We start from the raw sequence: 13,330 nt of genomic DNA on the forward strand, positions 1-13,330 counted from the left end.
GGATCACTTCCTATGAGTGAAAGGGGACAATGGCCCCACTGTTTCGAAATGGAAAACGACTGGCTTGCCTGTCTCAGCGATCAGCCCATAGGACTTGGCCAGGCGGTATATGGGGTGGTAGCTGTTAAGGGAGTTGACGTGTCCAGCAATGCGCTCTCGCCAGACTTCTAGTGGCATCGCTGCCTTGCTCAAATTACACGGCACGCACGCGGGCATCATGTTGCTGATGGCGTGGTTCTCTGGCCGCCCCAAAATGATGGCACCGGAGTACTTGCCGTCCACCCTCTCTGGTTCTCGCCATACTGCTTCCATGTGGTCCGCATGCCACCGGTCACCCAACAGCACACCGCAGTATGCGCAATGGCCCGCGAATTTAGCGTGAAGCTCGCAGCGTTGCTTCTTGGTCAGCTTCATGGGGCCGGGATCCTCCTTTCATGCGTGATGATGAATTGGCCAACTCTTGCCTCGCTTGCTCAACTGCCTCGGGCAGTCGTTCTTTTAGCCGCTGACATAGCTCCACCTCGTCACCAGGTACGCGGGCGATGACGGTGCCGCCATAGAGCTTGGCGACATAGGTGACCTGTTCAAAAAGCAGTTGGCCTGCTCGTGGGTCATCTGGTTGCTTGATGACCAAGGTGATGTGCGTAAGAGAGGCCATACCCTGGTTACTGCTGGATCGTTGTGGCAGTGATCAACAGCGGGTAATGCTGGACTCCCAAGCGCTGTGCCAGATCATTTGATGGAGCCGGGACCAACTGTAGATTTCCTGCCCATCGTTGGATTTCGGCAAACCGCTCGGCGCTGGCCACGTTAACCACAAGGCCCACTGCCTGCAGTTGCTGTAACTGATCGCGGCGCTGTGATAACCACTTTCTGGAGCTTTCATCGTCGCCTACAAGAAACAATGGTTGCAGGCCAGGTGCATTGATTACCCGGCCCTGTACCTGCCCGGGTGTCAGTTGGTCAGAGCGCACTGGAAACGAGCCTTGCCCACGCACACCAATATTCTCTGACTGTGCTGACTGCTCAGTAGGTTCTGGAGCCAAGTACTGGTAGTAGGGCAGAGCGGAAACACCCCCTCGGTCTTCAACAACAATCAGCGAGGTGGCATGCACTGCCATGGGGGAGGCCAAAGACAGCAAAACAGGCAGATGCAGCAATCTATTCATGGATTATTCGCCATCAGGTTGATACCGGTGACCCGGCTGAGGTGTTTGGCAAAAGCTCGTCGGTATCGGGCAGCGGGTTCGCCTCCGGCAGGGCGGTGGTACCGACCAGCAGCGGTGATCCAGTCGCCTCCTTTGGCTTTTTGCTCAGCCAGGATCTGGGCCGTAACCGAGAGGTTTTTGTACGGATCCAGCCCTTCGCAGGGATAGCTATAACGGTGGCCGTTGGCACCGATGTTGGTTTGTCCAAGCCCGACGTCGACTCTATTTGGGCCTGCGGTCTGAAGGGCGATCATCAACGCTCTGCAAGCATCGCTGCGTGTCGCAAAGCGATATCCGGCGCCGGCGACATTCAACGTCCAGGGCCAGGGGACGATCTGGCCGCGAAGTCGGGTGCCACTCTCTTGCAGTGCAACGGAGTACAGCACCTCGGACGGAACGCCGGCAGGCAGGGCAATCAACTGATAGGCCGGTGGCGGAACCTCGGCACCGTTAGCAAATGCCGCGGTGAGCAGTAGCCCCCCCGTTAAAGCCGCGCGAATTACAGACGCTGCCATTGTCCATTCACCTCGCGTACCACGGCCGGCAGCTCACCGCCGAGTCCAAGGCCAAGCCATCGACCGGCATCGTGATTCAATGTGATCTGTCGGCTTCTCACGCTGGCCGGTTCGACTCCAGCCAAGATGGCCCAGCGGCGAATTATTTCGTCATCACCTTGACTACCAACGAAGTACAGATCAAAGGACTGTTTCTGGTTTTGTAAGTCTTTGACGCGGTCAATACATGCGTTGCAACTGTCTTGAACAAAAACGGCTAGTCGTCCAGTGCCTTTCACAGCAGTTAACGCTCCCGAGCCAGGAGCAGATGCAGGGTTGGACGATAGTTGGATGACTTTTTCATTGGGGTAAAGACGTGCGAAGGCTTGGTCATAGGCCCTTTGGTACGCCAGTTCCTTATCGATACGCTGTCGCTCGGCTCGCACCTGCAGCTCTGCATAGCGTCGCCGCTCCTCCTCCGACTTCGCTTCGATGCCAAGTGCTGTCAGAGGATCCAGGCCTGGCGAATAGATTCCGCGAGGACCCTCCATCACAGTTTGAAAACGGGACCATTCTTGGGGGGTCAATCCCCACTCGCGGGCGAGTTCTGTCTGACTTGCTCCTTGAGAAGAGTTGTGAACTTCACTGTTCTGAGTGTTCGAGATCGACGTTGATTGCCCCGAAGCCGCATGACAGCCGTATGCAAACGCGAAGGTGGCCAAGCCTGCAATGAAACCCAAAATGTTCCTGGGCTTCATTGTTTTCGAGGAAGTGGTAGGGGAGTGCATAAAGGAGGTCCTATTGCGCGACGGTTACGGTTTGAGGTGTTCCGGCCACGTCAAAGCGTGCGGATCTTCCGTCCAGCGCGTTGAGTCGCCAGGCGGTGCCCGCCACAGCGTCACCAGGTCGGATAAGGTAAATTTGATTCAACTGCGTGCTGCCAGGCGGTGCTACGGACAAAAAGCGTTCACCGCCGCGATACTCGATACCGACAACGGTAAAAGGGGGTGTTTGCGGTGTGACAGTGGCGGTAGCGGGCGGTTTTGGCCGCTTTGGTTGGCGGGCAACGGGCTTAGGCTTGGGCTTGAGGGGCACAGCAGTGGTTTGTTTGATGCGTGACTGACTGAGTTCTTGAAGACGGCTATCGAGTGTTTCGACGCTGGCTTTGAGGACTAGCAATTCACCAGCAGACGCAGCATTTTGAGAGATTTCTTGCGCTGACTCCGTCGCTTGCTTTGCATACGCTTGTGCGGCATCAATTCGATTCGATAAAGCCTGCTGCCCGGCTCGGAAGTCCTCGTTGGTCACCAGGTGGTTGCCGGCTACCGTGCCCAGTCGCTCATCGACTTTGCCAAGCCGCGTCAACAACGCATCGAGCGACTCTTTGTCTGCAGTCGCAGCCAAGCTGGTGCGGAGTTGGGAGAGTTGATGATGCTCATAACACAGAATGCCTGCCAATAATGCAAGGCACAGACTGAGTATCGCTGTGGTTCGAGTAGGGCGTGGTAGGTTCATGGGCGTCCTCGCGCAAAAGCGAATACACCCTCTCAAACCAGTCTCTTAGGTGCATCAGGAAATAGGTTTTCCAGGACGCATGGTTTTTGAAGTGTCGAGTTGGCCGCTGGTAAATTGGGATCGTTATAAAAAAATGGCCACCCGAAGGTGGCCGTCAAACTATGAAGCAATGAGCTGCCTTGCAAGTGTCATTTCAACTGAATCACCATCTTGGTTCAGCGAGTCGAGACCAGAATCTGGCACATCTCCCGACGTGCTTTGAATCACGGCGATTTTCTTGGCCATCAACTGCAGGCAAGTAATCTGAGAGCTGCCGGCATAGCCAAAAAAACACCCTCACTGGCTGCTTTTGCCCAATCCGCCATCACCGTCGAAATGCCTGTTGCAAGGTGTTGGGTAAAGCCATATACCGTAGCCCCACTGCGCGGAGTAAAGTCTTAAAAACCCGTGATAATGATCTGCGGAGTCAGAATAAAGTGGGTAACCGTCCGGCCAGGTCATCTACCCAGCTCTGCAAAGCGAAGACATGGTGTGCATTTAAATTAAGTGGACACCAATTCTAGCCTTTCAAGCGGGTATTTCATGCAGCCAACACGCCGTTCCTATTCCAAATCCTTCAAAGCCCAGATCATTCAAGAGTGCGCCCAACCAGGCGCTTCGATTGCCAGCGTCGCGCTCGGCCATAGCCTCAACGCAAACCTCGTCCACAAATGGATTCGGCTGCAAACGCAGAAAATTCCGGCACACCCACCTGCATTTATTCCGTTAGCCATGCCGCTGGCGGGGGCGAACTCCCATCCAGCATCATCGAATATCTGCGTTGAAATACAGCACCCGCGCGCCATCATCAAAGTGGACTGGCCCACTGAAAGTGCTGCCGCCTGCGCGACTTTTCTTCGAGATATTCTGCGATGATTCACATCGACTCCATCTGGCTCGCCACCGAACCGATGGCCATGCGCGCAGGCACCGAAACGGCGCTAGCCAAGGTGATCGCGGTGTTCGGTGCGGCGCAGCCGCACTGCGCTTATCTGTTCGCCAACCGCCGCGCCAATCGCATGAAAGTGCTGGTGCATGACGGCTTCGGAATATGGCTGGCGGCGCGCCGGTTAAACCAAGGCAAGTTCCACTGGCCTGGCATCCGCCATGGTCCTGAGATGGAACTGGATGCCGAGCAACTTCAAACGTTGTTGCTGGGGCTGCCATGGCAACGCGCAGGTTCTGGAGGCTCGATCACACTGCTTTAACGGCAGCCATTAGCCTATCGGTCTATCGTCGCGAAACGCCCGCTCTGGCAAAGTCCGGCGTATGACTTCTTCGCCCAATCTCGACCAACTGTCTCCCAATCAACTGCGCGTCCTCGCAGCGCAGTTGCTCTCGCAAGTCGACACTATGGGCAAGAAAATCAACCGTGATCAAACAGTCATTGAGAAACAGACCCACGAGATCGCCCAGCTCAAGCGTTTGAAGTTTGCCAAGCGCAGCGAGCAGATGAATCCTGAACAGGCCAGCCTGCTAGATGACCTGATCGATACTGATATCGCGGCGATTGAGGCCGAGCTTCAGGCGTTGCAAATAGCACCAGAGGCGACCGAGGAAAAGCTAAGGCCCAAGCGCACGGCATTGCCGGCAGAATTTCCGCGAACGTTGATCCATCACGAACCGGACAACACTCACCGCCCATGCGGCTGCGCCCTGAAGCGCATCGGTGAGGACGTTAGCGAGAAGCTGGACTACACGCCCGGCGTGTTCACCGTCGAACGCCATGTCCGTGGCAAGTGGGTCTGCGATAACTGCGAAACGCTGATCCAGGCACCGGTTCCGCCGCAGGTCATTGATAAGGGCATCCCGACTTCGGGCCTGCTCGCACACGTCATGATCGCCAAGTTTGCTGACCATCTGCCGCTTTACCGTCAGGAATCGATCTTAGGTCGAGCGGGCTTGGCGATTCCACGTTCAACCTTGGCTCAATGGGTTGGCGTGACCGGAGTTCAGTTGCAGCCGCTGGTCGATGCGCTGCGCGAAGTAGTGCTTGGGCAACAAATCATCCACGCAGATGAAACACCGGTGCAGATGCTCATGCCGGGAACAAAGAAAACCCACCGCTCCTATGTGTGGTCCTACGCTACCAGCCAGTTCTCGGATGTGGCAGCGGTGGTTTATGACTTCAGCCCCAGTCGCGCCGGAGAGCATGCTCGCGACTTCCTTCAGGACTGGAATGGCAAGTTGGTCTGCGACGATTTTGGCGGCTACAAGGCCAGCTTTGAACTCGGCGTGACCGAGATCGGCTGCATGGCCCATGCACGGCGCAAGTTCTTTGAACTGCACGCTACGAATAAAAGCACGCTCGCCGAGCAAGCCCTGCGCTATATCCAGTTGTTGTACGAAATCGAAAGAGAAGTCAGAGACCTGGAGCCGGATTTACGGCGCCGAATACGGCAAGAAAAAGCCGTACCGGTGAAGGATAGGCTGCATGCCTGGATGAACGCGCAGCGTGATCTTGTGCCCGAAGGTTCGGCCATCAGCAGAGCGCTCGATTACAGCCTTAAACGCTGGGCAGCGCTGTCGCGCTACCTCGATGACGGGGCGGTTCCCATTGATAATAATTGGGCGGAGGTGCGACACGAAGTCGCTTAATGAAGTTGTTCCCCCTTGGTGGGAACCACCCGTGTCACCGGGTGAATCTAGAAGGCTGAATCAAGAGCGCCTTCGACAATGTTACGAGGCGCCGCAAGGTGCGGGGTACCAATCGTGAGAGGCGTACCCTTCTGGCAGCCATGGCCGGACAAGTGCTAGATAGTTGGTATGGTGAACACACGTGAATCTGCGCAACGATCGTTAAATTAAGCGAGCGGAAATGGCTTACACGCTCGAACCAAAATGGTAATGGAGGTGGGAACTGCGTCTTTCTACTACGCATTCGTGACCCACATGCCTCCCGGTCGATAGCAGGCACCTAACCCGACGCACTTCAGTAAGCGGAACGTGGAAATCCCGTATCGCTCCCGTCAGGGAAAGCCGTTTGTAAAAATTGCCCATGGCGGTGCGGGCGAAGGAACGAGGAAAAAGCGAACGCCGTCCTGTAATGGGTTGGATAGAGGTTGAAACATCACTTCACGCGAAAGCGGGCAGACGTCCTCATGGTCTCTCTTCACACGAGAGTAGGTAGAACCCTTTCAACGGAAGGAGAGCAAATGAACGCAGCAGCATTGGCGTGTGCACCTTCCGGCACGTCGTGGGACAGCATCGATTGGATCGCCGTACAACGTCGTGTCAGAGGGCTGCAAGCGCGTATTGTGAAGGCTGTACAAGATGGCAGACATAACAAGGTGAAAGCCCTGCAATGGCTGCTGACTCACTCGTTCAGTGGCAAGGCATTTGCTGTGAAACGGGTGTCTGAAAACAAAGGCAAAAATACCCCCGGCGTGGACAAGGTTACTTGGAATACGCCTAGGGCCAAGCTCGGCGCGATAGAGTCGTTGACGCGGCGAGGTTACTCGCCGCTCCCGCTTCGGAGAGTGCTTATTCCGAAGAAAAACGGCAAAACGAGACCTCTTGGAATTCCCGCGATGAAATGCCGGGCCATGCAGGCGCTTCATCTGCTGGCTCTGGAACCGATAGCGGAAACTACCGGCGACCCGAACTCTTATGGGTTCAGGCCGGAACGCTCAACTGCGGATGCCGTCGCACAGTGCTTTGGTGTGCTGTCACGAAAAGCAAACGCGGAATGGGTGTTAGAGGGCGACATTCAAGGCTGTTTCGACAATATCAGCCATGACTGGTTGATCGCCAACATTCCCATGGACAAGGCGATTTTGCAGAAATGGCTCCGGGCTGGTTATGTCTACCAAAAGCAGCTATTCCCCAGCCACGCCGGAACCCCGCAGGGAGGCATCATATCCCCGGGGTTGGCGAACATGACGCTGGATGGGTTGGAAGCGATGCTGGCGAAGAGATTTCCCAACGCGAAGTGGACAGCCCGAAAAATGCGCGTGGTGCGTTATGCAGATGATTTCATCATCACTGGTTGTTCGAAAGAATGGCTGGAGAATGAAGTCAGGCCCGCCGTGGTTGAATTTCTGGCAGAGCGTGGACTTGTCCTCTCTCCGGAAAAAACCAAGATAACGCACATAGGGGACGGGTTCGACTTCCTCGGATGGAACCTGCGCAAGTACAACGGCAAGCTCCTGATCAAGCCGTCCAAGGCGAACATCGGGGCTCTACTTGCCAAGCTGCGAGAGTTGATCAAGACCAACAAAACGATACGACAGGCTAACTTGATAGGTTTGCTCAACCCGGTTCTACGGGGCTGGGCGAACTATCACAGTCATGTCGTCGCCAAGAAGGTCTTCAACCAGGTGGACAGCGCAGTGTGGGAAATGCTCTGGCGATGGGCGGTACGTCGCCACCCTCGCAAGACACGCCGATGGGTGAAGGATCGGTATTTCAAAGTACAAGGGGCGCGCCGTTGGGTGTTCTCGTGTACTGAAAAATCCGCCGATGGTCGGAAGCGTCAGTACACGCTAGTAGACGCCTCAGACACACCGATTGTGCGACATATCAAGATTAAGGCTGCTGCCAACCCTCACGACCCTGCATGGGATGAGTACTTCGAGTCCCGCTGGGGCAAGAAGATGCTCACTTCCGTTAAAGGTCGAGCCAAGCTGTATCGGGTATGGGTGCAACAGGGCGGCAGGTGCTGCGCCTGCTTCAAGCCGGTGACCAAAGACACACCGTGGCACAGTCGCCATATTGTGAAGCTAGGTCATGGCGGGACGGACGCTGCGGCTAATCTTGAGATTTACCACCTGCGTTGCCCACGAGATGTGCAATTTGCCAATGTCGACGATGTATAACCGGGTGCCCAATGGCGCCTTAGCAGAGGCTTGAGCCGTGTGCTGGGAAACTCGCATGCACGGTTCTTAGGGGGTTGGACGCGGGCAACCGCGTCTGACTACCCGACAACCAGATCCGGCCATGGGCTCTTGGGCGCAAGAACTGGCTCTTCGCCGGGTCGCTACGCAGCGGAAAACGGGCTGCGGCGATCATGAGCTTGATCCAGTCAGCGCGGCTGAATGGCCATGATCCGTACGCCTATCTAAAGGATGTTCTCACGCGCCTGCCGACGCGGCGCGCGAGTGAGATTAACAAGCTGCTGCCGCACAGGTGGGCACCTGTTTAATCGCGCAGGGTGTTTTGTGCTTATGTCTTCCCTGGCATCTACATTTTGCGCCACACCAAAGCAGGAATTGCTCGGATGTAAATTAGTTCGCTGACCAACTCAATCAGCGTTTGAGTAATCACTGCTGCCGCAGCGAGCCCTCTGATTTCCTCGGGCAAGGCCAATGCCAATGGTAGAACTACCAATGAGTTTCGTGTCGAACTGCTGAAAGCGACAGATCTTGCCGTGCTAGCCGGTAACTTAAACGCCCGAGCCACCAGCGCACCCACCACGGGTGCCAAGAGCATGAAACCAATGTAGACGGGAATAACAGGCAGCAGCTTGTCCATGTCTCTGACCACCGTTGAAATCTGAGAGCCGATCACTACGACCAATACAGCCGCCATAGCTGGCACAGGCATCCAAGCCCATACATTGTTCCAGCCCTCAACGATGCGTGACCCCTTTGCCCCGGCAGCTGTTGCTACTGCCAAGACCAAGGGTAAAGCGATCAGCACTACGAAGGCCTCAACAAATGGGCCGACCGATATAACCACCGCCGAGTCATCACTCACCATGAAGGCTAGATAGAGGGGTAGTAGCACAAGCTGAAGCACGAGTAGTAATGGTGTTGCCGCCAGAGTCAGTTTGGAGTCGCCCTTACCGATATGGGTAAACACAACAACATAATCGATACAAGGCGTCAGCAAGACCAATAGTGCGCCCACCAAAATCGCCGGGTGGTCGGCTAGGCCCATCGTCAACGCCCAAACCAACAGGGGGATGGCGACGAAATTGGCGGTCAGCAGCGCGGTCATGAAACGCTTGTTTGCAAGCCCTTTGCGAAGATCCAAGAATGGGATCTGCAGAAACATGGCGTACATCAGCACAGCGATGGCTGGTGTCACCAACGCACCTAACGCTTGAGAGGCATCAGGTGCGAGCAGGCCCCCGATAGCCGCGACAATGACCGCGACGAAGTAAACGGGAATCTGGTTCTTCTCTAGCTGTTCTCTGTCCACGGAATGCCCTTAAAACGCGTGAAATCATTTTTCGATTGAGCAGGTTAATATCTGTAGCTACTACAGGTTCAAGAAAATGCTTGGGGAGTTTGGATGTCAGGAATCGGAGCGCTGTCGAAATCAACGGGTTGCCACATTGAAACGATTCGCTACTACGAGAAAATAGGCCTTCTCCCTCCGGCCCTACGGTCGACAGGGCGGCATCGAATCTATACCGAAAAGCATCGGTCACGACTCATCTTCATCAGGCAGAATCGTGAACTGGGCTTTCCACTCGACGATATCCGCGAACTCATTGCGCTCGCGGCAGATGCTGATCGTCCGTGTGCTGATGCGTTGTCGGTGGTCAAGAAGCACTTGGCAGAAGTGGAATCTAAGGTAGCTAAGCTCCTGCAGATCCGGATAGAGCTGCTCTCAATGGCAGGCACGTGTGAGTCAAGATGCCTAGGCTCGAACACTCCAGACTGTACGATTATTGAGTCACTGTTCGAACCCGCTGCTGGGGCTCGCTCTGGTTGCTGCTCCTAGACGAGTCAAGAGCATAGGGGAGCAAGCTGCCATTGAAACCGAATAGCGCGATAGTCTCGACAGGGTCTTTCGAGCGTCCGTCTACACCAAACGGGCTGGTGCAAGATGTGTTCGGCAGACGCTTACTAAAGTGGTGCGCCACTGCTGGCATAAAAATATCAAGCTATAGTGTTTGGGGCCCTCAATCTCGTGACCGTACTGAGCGAACGCTTACACGGCAGACGTTTGCCAGGGCATATACCTATCAACTGAAGGAGCAAGTTCTATGGCCATCAAACCTGGGCCCAAGCCAATTGCCGAATCAACCGGCAAGACAGACCAGCGTCGCCGTGTAACCCCCGAGAACAAGCCTAAGCATCCCGACCTGGACGTGCATAAGCACAAGAAGGGTGATTGATGAGACCCCGCCAGACATGGCGGGGTTTTATTCTCGGTTAGCAGGTGTCACCGGATTTCCAGTGGGCATCTCCTAATTAATGCCGAAAAGCTTGTAGTAGGGTTGTTGAGGAGGACATGCTGGTGCGACTGTGTCGAGGAGCTTTCTGGATATTTCTACCCTTAACCCTGTCGGCTACCGATGGTAATGAGCGCTTAGAGAGGTCTACAGCCGACACATGCCAATGGCGTCGAAAACCATCATGGCGGATTTCTCCAAACGTTTACTCGTAGGCTTCACAACGCGATTGACGACTTGCTCGATATGCATGACTCCCAGGGTGAAAGCTGAGTGGGCATTTGAGGTACTGACCAACCTGGCTGATGCATCGCAGCATGCAGCTATCAGGCGCTCGCACTGAGGGACGTAGACTCGAGCGGCGCCCTCGGCCCAGTCGAAATTTCAAACTCATTGCTTGACACTGTAGCTACTACAGGCTGTTCAATGACGCCATATCCTTATTGGTAGATGCGTCATGAGCCAGGAAAACCCGTCGAAAGCCAAATTGCACCTCGTGCCGAAGTCGGACGATTGCTGTTCTGCTGACCCCCGCGAGACCTTCGCCAAACAGGTTCATTCTCGTGCACATCATGTTGAGCATGGGCCTGATCACGCCGAGAGCTTGGGCAGAACGGGATCGCATGCGTGCGGTTCGAAGGATTCTCAGCCTTGTGGAGCCAAGTCCACCGACCATAATCAAGACCATAGCGCACACGATCATGGCACTTCAGCTCAAGCCCATTCCGATGCCGACCATTGCTGTTTGAGCAAAGTGGATTCCGCAGGGGCGGTGACTTCACATTCGGCCATGGCTGAGCCAGAAGGCACGACCCTGGTTCGGTATCGCATTGATAAGATGGATTGCCCTACCGAAGAGCGGCTAATTCGTAATCGCTTAGAGCCGATGCCTGGCATCGCACGACTTGATTTCAATCTGTTGGATCGTGAGCTGACAGTGCATCATCGCTTGGATGATCCGAAGGCGATAGTCATCGCTTTGACCGCGCTGGATATGGGGCCCAATCTCATCGAGGCCGGCGCAACCCCGAATGCCATTTCACCTGCTCTGACGACGCGCTTGAAAGGGCTGCTGGCGGTCAGCGGTCTAGCTGCCATCGCCGCTGAAGTGATCGCTTGGACGACCGGACAGGAGGGTTCTTTGCCTGTAATGTCCTTGGCTGCGCTGTCCATTCTTACTGCTGGTCTACCAACTCTGAAGAAGGGGTGGATCGCTGTAAAGAACTTCACATTGAACATCTACTTCTTGATGTCTTTGGCTGTCTTGGGTGCCATGGTGATTGGCAAGTGGCCGGAAGCCGCGATGGTGGTTTTCCTTTTCGCTATTGCCGAAGCCATCGAAGCACTCTCACTTGAGCGAGCGCGTAACGCGATTAAATCGCTGACTGCATTAGCTCCTGAGACTGCGGAAGTCATGACCGAAGCTGGCTGGAAAGAACACCCGGTTGAGAATGTCGTTCTCGGCAGCCGTATTCGTGTTCGCACAGGGTCGCGGGTACCGCTGGATGCGAGGGTGGAATCTGGTCGTGCTGCTCTCGACCAAGCCCCTATCACTGGTGAAAGCTTGCCAGTAGATAAGGCAGAGGGGGATCCGCTATATGCTGGCAGTATCGTGACAGACGGCGTCGTGGAGGCGACTGTCACGGCAGTCGCTGGCGAAAGTACGCTCGCTCGTATTGCTGCCGCGATTCAGGATGCGCAGTCTCAGCGGGCGCCGACGCAGAGGTTCGTTGACCAGTTCGCACGGTATTACACCCCAGCCGTAGTGGCGGTGGCATTTCTTGTTGCCGTTTTAGGCCCAGTGCTGCTTGGTGGTACGTGGGGTGAATGGTTGTATGAGGCCCTGGTGTTGTTGGTCATCGCGTGTCCTTGTGCCTTGGTCGTCTCAACGCCTGTCACTGTTGTGAGTGGTCTTGCCGCAGCCGCACGGCATGGAATCTTGATCAAGGGTGGTGCCTACCTGGAAAGCGGGCGCCTGCTGAAGGTGGTTGCTCTGGATAAAACAGGCACGTTGACTCAGGGCAAGCCAGTTCTGACTGACTCAGATATATTCAGTGACTTGTCTATCGAGAAGGCAACTTTGATTGCTGCGAGTCTTGATGAGCAAAGTACCCACCCAGTAGCGAAAGCATTGGTCAATGGGTGGAAATCGCAGCAGCCTGGCGCTGTGGCTCTGCCTGTCAGTGACTTCAGTGTGCTAAATGGCCGAGGCGTGAAAGGCACGATCGACGGTCATCTTTGGCATCTAGGCAACCATCGTTTGGTTGAGGAGTTGGGCGTGTGTTCTTCGGAGCTGGAGGCCAGACTTTCACGGCTTGAGGAAACTGGCAAAACGGTGATCGTGCTATGCGGCAATAGCGGCCCCGCCGCGATATTCGCGGTCGCAGACACAGTCCGACCGGAGAGTGTTGAAGCTGTGGCTGCTTTGAAGGCTTTGAACGTGGTTCCAGTAATGCTGACTGGGGATAATCCTGCGACGGCGAGGTCGATCGCTGAGCAATTGGGCATCGAGGATGCCCGTGGAAATCTGATGCCAGAGGACAAGCAGACTGCAGTCGCTGAACTCAAACGCAGATATGGCGCCGTTGGGATGGTTGGTGACGGCGTTAATGACGCCCCCGCCTTAGCGCAATCCGATATAGGTTTCGCAATGGGAGCCGCAGGGACAGCGACAGCTCTCGAAACAGCTGACGTTGCGATCATGGACGACGACCCTCGAAAAATCGCGTACTTTATCAGCCTGAGTCGCCGATCCGCTTCGGTTCTAAAGCAAAACATCATTTTGGCTCTGGGCATAAAAGTTGTCTTCTTGGCGTTGGCTCTCTCTGGTTTCGCGACATTGTGGATGGCCGTTTTCGCCGACATGGGGGCGAGCTTGCTCGTCGTATTCAATGGCTTGCGGCTGCTGCGTCGGTGAAATGGCTGCTGCGTTTTATATAGCTCATTCG

Annotated in this window: 13 protein-coding genes and 3 pseudogenes; 8 read left to right on the top strand and 8 right to left on the bottom strand. The window is 55.3% G+C overall.

Annotated elements, in window-relative coordinates:
• Positions 1 to 3 precede the first annotated feature (3 nt).
• The 7 genes and pseudogenes from AC3WKX_RS11775 to AC3WKX_RS11805 all read right to left on the bottom strand — a co-directional run.
• Positions 4 to 414, bottom strand: coding sequence for a hypothetical protein (locus AC3WKX_RS11775; protein WP_008437384.1), 411 nt, complete (start codon positions 412 to 414; stop codon positions 4 to 6).
• Complete coding sequence (locus AC3WKX_RS11780; protein ID WP_024073354.1) at positions 374 to 658, bottom strand: hypothetical protein; 285 nt, start codon at positions 656 to 658, stop codon at positions 374 to 376. Before AC3WKX_RS11780 ends, AC3WKX_RS11775 begins: the two co-directional genes overlap by 41 nt.
• A gap of 7 nt (positions 659 to 665) precedes the next feature.
• Positions 666 to 1,169, bottom strand: a complete 504-nt coding sequence (locus AC3WKX_RS11785; RefSeq protein ID WP_008437383.1) for an integrating conjugative element protein — start codon at positions 1,167 to 1,169, stop codon at positions 666 to 668.
• A complete protein-coding gene (locus AC3WKX_RS11790) occupies positions 1,166 to 1,723 on the bottom strand; it encodes a lysozyme family protein (RefSeq protein WP_008437382.1) in 558 nt (185 codons plus the stop codon). The genes AC3WKX_RS11785 and AC3WKX_RS11790 overlap by 4 nt, the downstream gene beginning before the upstream one ends.
• Positions 1,708 to 2,460, bottom strand: coding sequence for a TIGR03759 family integrating conjugative element protein (locus AC3WKX_RS11795; RefSeq protein ID WP_024073355.1), 753 nt, complete (start codon positions 2,458 to 2,460; stop codon positions 1,708 to 1,710). The genes AC3WKX_RS11790 and AC3WKX_RS11795 overlap by 16 nt, the downstream gene beginning before the upstream one ends.
• 40 nt (positions 2,461 to 2,500) lie before the next feature.
• Entirely contained in the window at positions 2,501 to 3,217 is a 717-nt protein-coding gene (locus tag AC3WKX_RS11800; RefSeq protein ID WP_024073356.1) for a hypothetical protein, read from the bottom strand.
• A 159-nt stretch (positions 3,218 to 3,376) separates the two neighbouring features.
• A pseudogene (locus AC3WKX_RS11805) lies at positions 3,377 to 3,608 on the bottom strand (DEAD/DEAH box helicase); the annotation flags it as partial.
• A gap of 191 nt (positions 3,609 to 3,799) precedes the next feature.
• Here AC3WKX_RS11805 and tnpA point away from each other — a divergent pair.
• From tnpA to AC3WKX_RS11830, 5 genes and pseudogenes are all read left to right on the top strand, one after another.
• Positions 3,800 to 4,132: an IS66-like element accessory protein TnpA gene (gene tnpA / locus AC3WKX_RS11810; protein ID WP_073844970.1), complete on the top strand. Its 333-nt coding sequence runs from the start codon at positions 3,800 to 3,802 to the stop codon at positions 4,130 to 4,132.
• Positions 4,129 to 4,464: an IS66 family insertion sequence element accessory protein TnpB gene (gene tnpB / locus AC3WKX_RS11815; protein ID WP_024073357.1), complete on the top strand. Its 336-nt coding sequence runs from the start codon at positions 4,129 to 4,131 to the stop codon at positions 4,462 to 4,464. Before tnpA ends, tnpB begins: the two co-directional genes overlap by 4 nt.
• 61 nt (positions 4,465 to 4,525) lie before the next feature.
• Positions 4,526 to 5,833: pseudogene (gene tnpC / locus AC3WKX_RS11820) on the top strand (IS66 family transposase); the annotation flags it as partial.
• A 578-nt stretch (positions 5,834 to 6,411) separates the two neighbouring features.
• Positions 6,412 to 8,073: a group II intron reverse transcriptase/maturase gene (gene ltrA / locus AC3WKX_RS11825; protein ID WP_024073359.1), complete on the top strand. Its 1,662-nt coding sequence runs from the start codon at positions 6,412 to 6,414 to the stop codon at positions 8,071 to 8,073.
• A gap of 104 nt (positions 8,074 to 8,177) precedes the next feature.
• Positions 8,178 to 8,399 (top strand): annotated as a pseudogene (locus AC3WKX_RS11830) (transposase domain-containing protein); the annotation flags it as partial.
• 38 nt (positions 8,400 to 8,437) lie between these two features.
• Here AC3WKX_RS11830 and AC3WKX_RS11835 read toward each other — a convergent pair.
• Positions 8,438 to 9,400: an arsenic resistance protein gene (locus AC3WKX_RS11835; RefSeq protein ID WP_024073360.1), complete on the bottom strand. Its 963-nt coding sequence runs from the start codon at positions 9,398 to 9,400 to the stop codon at positions 8,438 to 8,440.
• A 93-nt stretch (positions 9,401 to 9,493) separates the two neighbouring features.
• Here AC3WKX_RS11835 and AC3WKX_RS11840 point away from each other — a divergent pair, with 93 nt between their 5' ends.
• From AC3WKX_RS11840 to AC3WKX_RS11850, 3 genes are all read left to right on the top strand, one after another.
• Positions 9,494 to 9,928 (top strand): MerR family transcriptional regulator, encoded by a 435-nt coding sequence (locus AC3WKX_RS11840; protein ID WP_024073361.1) that lies wholly within the window; start codon positions 9,494 to 9,496, stop codon positions 9,926 to 9,928.
• Between the two features lie 265 nt (positions 9,929 to 10,193).
• Positions 10,194 to 10,325 (top strand): hypothetical protein, encoded by a 132-nt coding sequence (locus tag AC3WKX_RS11845; protein WP_024073362.1) that lies wholly within the window; start codon positions 10,194 to 10,196, stop codon positions 10,323 to 10,325.
• Between the two features lie 514 nt (positions 10,326 to 10,839).
• Positions 10,840 to 13,299: a heavy metal translocating P-type ATPase gene (locus AC3WKX_RS11850; protein WP_024073364.1), complete on the top strand. Its 2,460-nt coding sequence runs from the start codon at positions 10,840 to 10,842 to the stop codon at positions 13,297 to 13,299.
• Positions 13,300 to 13,330: the final 31 nt, after the last annotated feature.

The sequence above is a fragment of the Pseudomonas sp. GP01-A4 genome, assembly GCF_058780865.1.

Bases quoted from the DNA above. Each gene is read 5' to 3' on its own strand.
- tnpB (WP_024073357.1), top strand. From the start codon at position 4,129: ATGATTCACATCGACTCCATCTGGCTCGCCACCGAACCGATGGCCATG.
- AC3WKX_RS11785 (WP_008437383.1), bottom strand. From the start codon at position 1,169: ATGAATAGATTGCTGCATCTGCCTGTTTTGCTGTCTTTGGCCTCCCCC.
- AC3WKX_RS11850 (WP_024073364.1), top strand. From the start codon at position 10,840: ATGAGCCAGGAAAACCCGTCGAAAGCCAAATTGCACCTCGTGCCGAAG.
- AC3WKX_RS11845 (WP_024073362.1), top strand. From the start codon at position 10,194: ATGGCCATCAAACCTGGGCCCAAGCCAATTGCCGAATCAACCGGCAAG.
- tnpA (WP_073844970.1), top strand. From the start codon at position 3,800: ATGCAGCCAACACGCCGTTCCTATTCCAAATCCTTCAAAGCCCAGATC.
- AC3WKX_RS11800 (WP_024073356.1), bottom strand. From the start codon at position 3,217: ATGAACCTACCACGCCCTACTCGAACCACAGCGATACTCAGTCTGTGC.
- AC3WKX_RS11775 (WP_008437384.1), bottom strand. From the start codon at position 414: ATGAAGCTGACCAAGAAGCAACGCTGCGAGCTTCACGCTAAATTCGCG.
- AC3WKX_RS11780 (WP_024073354.1), bottom strand. From the start codon at position 658: ATGGCCTCTCTTACGCACATCACCTTGGTCATCAAGCAACCAGATGAC.
- ltrA (WP_024073359.1), top strand. From the start codon at position 6,412: ATGAACGCAGCAGCATTGGCGTGTGCACCTTCCGGCACGTCGTGGGAC.
- AC3WKX_RS11795 (WP_024073355.1), bottom strand. From the start codon at position 2,460: ATGAAGCCCAGGAACATTTTGGGTTTCATTGCAGGCTTGGCCACCTTC.
- AC3WKX_RS11840 (WP_024073361.1), top strand. From the start codon at position 9,494: ATGTCAGGAATCGGAGCGCTGTCGAAATCAACGGGTTGCCACATTGAA.
- AC3WKX_RS11790 (WP_008437382.1), bottom strand. From the start codon at position 1,723: ATGGCAGCGTCTGTAATTCGCGCGGCTTTAACGGGGGGGCTACTGCTC.